Source organism: Oerskovia rustica (assembly GCF_014836555.1).
GTDB lineage: Bacteria > Actinomycetota > Actinomycetes > Actinomycetales > Cellulomonadaceae > Oerskovia > Oerskovia rustica.
In genome coordinates this window covers 59,330-64,888 of sequence record NZ_JACSQQ010000009.1, presented here as the reverse complement: position 1 = coordinate 64,888, position 5,559 = coordinate 59,330, and the positions used below count along the sequence as shown (strand labels likewise).

The 5,559-nt window shown below is 74.4% G+C and carries 4 protein-coding genes; all 4 read right to left on the bottom strand.

The features are described 5' to 3' along the window. Window positions 1-59: 59 nt before the first annotated feature. The 4 genes from H9652_RS19680 to H9652_RS07120 all read right to left on the bottom strand — a co-directional run bounded on the left by H9652_RS19680 (window position 60) and on the right by H9652_RS07120 (window position 5,394). Window positions 60-989, bottom strand: coding sequence for a regulatory protein RecX (locus H9652_RS19680; RefSeq protein WP_225227867.1), 930 nt, complete (start codon window positions 987-989; stop codon window positions 60-62). Window positions 990-1,012: 23 nt separating this feature from the next. Next, window positions 1,013-2,101: a recombinase RecA gene (recA, locus tag H9652_RS07130; protein WP_138824760.1), complete on the bottom strand. Its 1,089-nt coding sequence runs from the start codon at window positions 2,099-2,101 to the stop codon at window positions 1,013-1,015. A gap of 279 nt (window positions 2,102-2,380) precedes the next feature. Beyond that, a complete protein-coding gene (locus H9652_RS07125) occupies window positions 2,381-3,250 on the bottom strand; it encodes an MBL fold metallo-hydrolase (protein ID WP_191795633.1) in 870 nt (289 codons plus the stop codon). Beyond that, a complete protein-coding gene (locus tag H9652_RS07120) occupies window positions 3,247-5,394 on the bottom strand; it encodes a phage holin family protein (RefSeq protein WP_191795632.1) in 2,148 nt (715 codons plus the stop codon). The genes H9652_RS07125 and H9652_RS07120 overlap by 4 nt, the downstream gene beginning before the upstream one ends. Between the last annotated feature and the right edge of the window lie 165 nt (window positions 5,395-5,559).

The following is a 5,559-nucleotide window of genomic DNA, read 5'->3' as shown; positions in this document are numbered from 1 at the left end:
CCCCCGCCCCCCCCCCCACCGCTGCGCTGAAGATCGGGGCCCGACGGCGTCGCTCGCCCTCAGAGGTCGTCGAACCCGCCGAAGGGCTCGTCGTCGTCCGGCGACTCCCCCTCGCGGGCCAGCTCCTCACGGACCAGGCTGAGCGCGAGCGACGGGCTGTACCCCTTGCGTGCCAGCATCCCGACGATGCGTCGGGTGCGGACCTCGAGGTCGAGACCGGTCGTGCGGGCGAGGCGCCGCTGGACCAGGTCGCGGGCGGCCTCTGCCTCGTCGTCCTCGTCGACCTGGTCGAGGGCCTCGGTCGCGGTGTCGTCGTCGATGCCCTTGCGCCGCAGCTCCTGCGCGATGGCGCGGCGCGAGAGCCCCCGCTCCCCGTGACGGGTGCGGACGAGCATCCCGGCGTACTCGGCGTCGTCGACGAGGCCGACCTCCTCGAAGCGCTCGAGGATCGGTTCGAGGACCTCGGGCGGGTAGCCTTTGCGGGTCATGGCGTCCAGGAGCTGGCGCCTGCTCTTGGGGGCTGCGGTCAGGGTCCGCAGGATCGCCTCGCGTGCGTGCTCGGTGAGCTCGGCACCGGCGAGCGCTCCCGACTCGACACGGTCGGCGACCGTGGGGCGGGGCTTGCGCTCCTTGCGCTCCCCCGAGTACTCCTTGCGGCGCCCCCCGCCCGTGCTCCGTTTCGAGGACGTCGAGCCGAACCCGCCGCTCAGCCCGCTGCTGCCGAACCCGGACGAGCTGCGCTGCCCGAACCCGCCACGCCCCGACGAACCGCTCCCGTCCCGCGACCGCGAGGTCCCGCGTGCGAGCGACGAGCTCCCTCCGGTGGCCCGCCCCGCAGCGGCACCCGACGCCGAGCGGGCTGCCCCTCCGTTCCTGGCGGCACCTCCCGCACCGGACGTGCCAGCGGTCCCAGACGTGCCACCGGTGCCGGAAGCACCGACGGGCGCGTCCCCTTCCTCACCGGGAAGGGGACGCGCCCACTCGGGCATGCGGTCCAGCGGGTCGTCGACGATCAGAGGACGGCCTTCTTGCCCTTACCGGCGGGGGCCGCCACGGGGGCGACCGGCTCGGCGACCGCTGCGGGGTCCGCCGGCGCGTCGACCTTGGCCCCGACGCCGAGCTTCTCCTTGATGCGCTTCTCGAGCTCGTTGGCGAGGTCCGGGTTGTCGCGCAGGAACGAGCGCGCGTTCTCCTTGCCCTGGCCGAGCTGGTCGCCGCCGTAGGTGAACCACGACCCGGACTTGCGCACGAAGCCGTGCTCGACGCCCATGTCGATCAGGCCCCCCTCGCGGGAGATGCCGACGCCGTACAGGATGTCGAACTCGGCCTGCTTGAAGGGCGGGGCCATCTTGTTCTTGACGACCTTGACGCGCGTGCGGTTGCCGACCGCGTCGGTGCCCTCCTTGAGCGTCTCGATGCGGCGGATGTCGAGCCGGATCGACGCGTAGAACTTGAGCGCCTTGCCACCGGTCGTGGTCTCGGGCGTGCCGAAGAACACGCCGATCTTCTCGCGGAGCTGGTTGATGAAGATCGCCGTGGTGCCGGACTGGCTCAGGGCACCGGTGAGCTTGCGCAGCGCCTGCGACATGAGGCGGGCCTGGAGGCCGACGTGGCTGTCGCCCATCTCGCCCTCGATCTCGGCCTTGGGCACGAGGGCCGCGACCGAGTCGATGACGATGATGTCGATGGCGCCCGAGCGGATCAGCATGTCCGTGATCTCGAGGGCCTGCTCACCGGTGTCCGGCTGCGAGACGAGCAGCGCGTCGGTGTCGACGCCGAGCTTCTTCGCGTACTCGGGGTCCAGCGCGTGCTCGGCGTCGATGAACGCCGCGATACCACCGGCTCGCTGCGCGCTCGCGACGGCGTGCAGGGCGACGGTCGTCTTGCCGCTGGACTCGGGGCCGTAGATCTCCACGACGCGACCGCGAGGGAGTCCGCCGATGCCGAGCGCGATGTCCAGGGCGATCGACCCGGTGGGGATCACCTCGACGGGCGCACGCCCCTCCTCGCCGAGGCGCATCACCGAGCCCTTGCCGAAGTTGCGGTCGATCTGGGCGAGGGCGGCTTCGAGCGCCTTCTCGCGGTCTGCGGGTGCGGGCATGTCGCTCACCTTTGCGTGCGGGGCACGGAACCGTGCCGAGAGTGTGTTCAGGAAGCCTGTGTCGTGTCCCGACGGTACGTGCCGCCACTGACACTCACCGTCCCCCTGGTCCTGCCTGTGGACGACGGACGGTCAGCTCGTGCTGTGCACAACTCTACCCGAACACCTGTTCGAGTGAACCCTCGCGGTGCGGCGTGTCGCCGCCGCCCGCCCCGGGCCCGCGCGGGAAACCGCCGGGGCCGGCGCCCCGTCGGCGCGCCCCGCCCCACGCCCCCGCCCCTATCCCTCCCACGACTCCCCCGGCCGCAGCACGACCGCCCGCGTCCCGGGGGCCCACCGGTGCACCGCCGCGGCGAACGCCGCCCCCGCGTGGTCCATCCACCCGCGCGGCAGGTTCTGCCCGCCCGGCGTGTGCAGCGTGCCCCAGTGCACCGGGATCGCGACCCGCACCCCGACGGTCGCGCACACGTGCGCGGCCTCGACCGGCCCCAGATGACCGCCCGAGAGCCGCGGCCCCCAGCCCGCGACCGGCACGAGCGCGACGTCGACGGGCCCGCCCGCGAGCGCCGGCAGGTGCGCCATGCCCGGGTAGGCCTCGGTGTCGCCCACGGCCCACAGCGTCCAGCGGTCCGTCTGCACCAGGTGCCCCACCGCGGCGTTGGGCCGGTGCGGCATGGGCCGGTGCCCGTGCACCGCGGGCGTGAGGTGCACGCGGACGTGCGCTCCGACGTCGTGCCAGGCCCCGTGCTCGCTCCCCGCAGAGGCGGGCAGAGGGCCGCGCGGGCGTCCCGGCACGGGCCCCACGAGGGGCCGGTCGTCGTGCTCGGGCCCCGCGCCGAGGGCGACGCCCGGGAGCCCCTTCGCGCGCAGCCAGCGCGCGTTCGCAGGCGCCGTGAGGACCGGGGCGTCGCCCAGGAGACGCAGCGAGCCGAGCTCCGCATGGTCGTGGTGCAGGTGCGAGAGGAGCACCGCGTCGGCGCCGCGCCACACCTCGGCGGGCCGCACACCGCGTCGGCGCAGCAGCCCGGCGTGACGCCTGAGCAGAGGGTCGGTCACGATGCGCACGTCACCGTCGGGCGTCGTGACGTCGAGCACGACCGTCGAGTGCCCCAGCCACGTGACCCGCAGCCCGGGTGCCGCCCCGGTCATGTCCTGACCCCCAGCTCCCGCAGCCACCCGACGAGCTCGCCGTGCACGGCCTCGGCGCCCACGAGCATGCGGGTCCCGCCCACGTCCTCGCGTGCCCCCATGACGCGCAGGCTCGCGGGGTACAGCAGCATGGCCTCGTTCTGGGCGCCGCCCAGGCCGCCGTGCGAGCCGACCAGGCCCTCGAACGCGTGCACCAGCCCCGCGTCGTCGACGCTCGAGACCAGCAGCAGGTCTCCCGCGTGCTCGAGCGAGGCGGCCCGCAGCAGGTCGGGCGCTGCCCGCGGCCCGTACGGGGCGAGCGGGTCCTGCCCGTGGACCTCTCCCGTGACCAGGTGGCGGCTGCCCGCCGGGCCGTACGCGACGACGTCGGGCACCTCGCCCTGCACGGGCCCGCTCTCCTGCACGACGACGACCCCCACGGCCGGGTTCGCGACCAGGCCCGGCACGAGCGCGGGCCAGCGTGCCCGGATCTCGTCGCCCACGAGCCGCGCCGGGGAGCGCGGAAACCACACGAGGCCCAGGTTCCCCGAGCCGACGACCGCCACCTCGGGCAGGTCGCCCGGGCCCGCGGACCCGGGCTCGCGGTCGGGGCCGACCATGACGCGACCACCCCTCGCCCCCTCGGCGTCGCTGCGCCCGAGCGCGTTGAGCGCGGTGTTGACCGCGCCCCACGCCTCGGAGTCCGCCGACGCGGGCGACCGCACCCCGGACGCCCGACGGCGCCGCTCGCCCGCAGCGGGGACGACCGCCATGAGGCGGCGCACCTCGTCGAGGAACGAACGACCCACGACCTGCTCGAACGTCGCACCGAGCGACTGGCCGTGGTCGGACAGCACGACGATCTCGTAGCGGCGCGGAGCGACTTGCGCGACCTGCTCCCACAGGCCCACGACCCGGTCGAGCCCCTCGAGCGCCCGCATCGCCTCGGGGCGCAGCGGCCCCGCGTGGTGCGCGATCTCGTCGTAGTCCACGAGGTCCACGAACACCACGGGCGCCCCGCGCACGAGCTGCTCGGCGACGAGCGAGGTGTTGAGGTCACGCAGGACGACGTTCGAGACCGCACGCAGGACCGGGTAGGCCCCCAGACGCGAGACGCGCGGCACGACGTCGCGCACGGCCTGCTGCCACCCTTGGTAGAGCTCCTTGAAGAACTCCCCCACGGTCGCCACGAGAGCCCGGACCAGGACGAACGGGCTCGAGAAGAAGTGCACGAAGAGCTGCCCCGGCCCCAGGCCCGCACCCGCCCGGCTCATGACGAGCAGGTTCGTCGAGGCGTCGCCCGAGAACATGGTCGAGACCGCGACCCCGCCGTCCGCGAGCAGCCCCCGCCCGTCGCTCATGAGCGCCTCGACCTGGGCCGCGTCCGCCGGCCGGTTCGTCACCACCAGGCGCCCCTGCGCGCGGTCCCACCAGCGGAAGGCCGGCACGTGCTCGCTCGTCCCGTGCAGCAGCCCGGCCTGGCTCGCAGGGGTCGTCGACGGCACGCGCGCCCACCACGACTCGAGCCGGTGGGAGCCGGACCCGAGCCAGCGTGCGAGGTTCGGGGCCAGCCCCGCCTGGACCGCGTGGTCGAACGTCTCGCGCGCGACACCGTCGAGCTGGACGACCAGGAGGCCTGCGCGTGCAGGTCGCGCACCCTCGACCGGCTCGTCCGTCTCGGCGGCGAGCCGATCGCCCGGAGCATCTGCGCGGGACCGGGCACGACGCGCCTCCGCTCGCTGCGCCCGGCGCGCACGCCGGAGCAGATGGTCTATCACGTACTCGTTGTCGCTCGCGCCGATCGCCCACCGGCCGATCGCCATGAAGAACGCCGCCAGCACCAGCACCGCCACGACGCTGCCCCAGTCGTCGGTCTCGAAGCCCGGCAGGTACGTCAGGGCCAGCCACGCCACGAGCACCTGCCCCGCCAACCCCGAGACCAGAGCGCCGAGCACACCGGCACGACCCGCGACGACCCGCCACACAGGACGCAGCAACGCGTCACCGACACCGACCACGAGCGCCGCGAGGACCACCGACCACCACGACGTGATCCGCACCCCGGGCACGATCCAGATCGCGAGTGCCAGGCCCGCCGTCGTCGACACGAGCGACCAGAGGGCCCCCGTCAGGTCGTGCACGGAGAACGGGAGACGGTGCCTCATGCGGCCATGATGCCGCGCCGACGGACCTACCGCGCGGGCGGCGCCTGCCGATGCTCGGCAGCGCACCTCCCCACCACGCAGAGCGCGGCTACCGCGCGGGCGGCGCCTGCCGATGCTCGGCAGCGCACCTCCCCACCACGCAGAGCGCGGCTACCGCGCGGGCGG

What these genes read in the sequence shown, in the direction of transcription:
- H9652_RS07125 (WP_191795633.1), bottom strand. Translation starts at nt 3,250, where the DNA reads ATGACCGGGGCGGCACCCGGGCTGCGGGTCACGTGGCTGGGGCACTCG.
- H9652_RS07120 (WP_191795632.1), bottom strand. Translation starts at nt 5,394, where the DNA reads ATGAGGCACCGTCTCCCGTTCTCCGTGCACGACCTGACGGGGGCCCTC.
- H9652_RS19680 (WP_225227867.1), bottom strand. Translation starts at nt 989, where the DNA reads ATGCCCGAGTGGGCGCGTCCCCTTCCCGGTGAGGAAGGGGACGCGCCC.
- recA (WP_138824760.1), bottom strand. Translation starts at nt 2,101, where the DNA reads ATGCCCGCACCCGCAGACCGCGAGAAGGCGCTCGAAGCCGCCCTCGCC.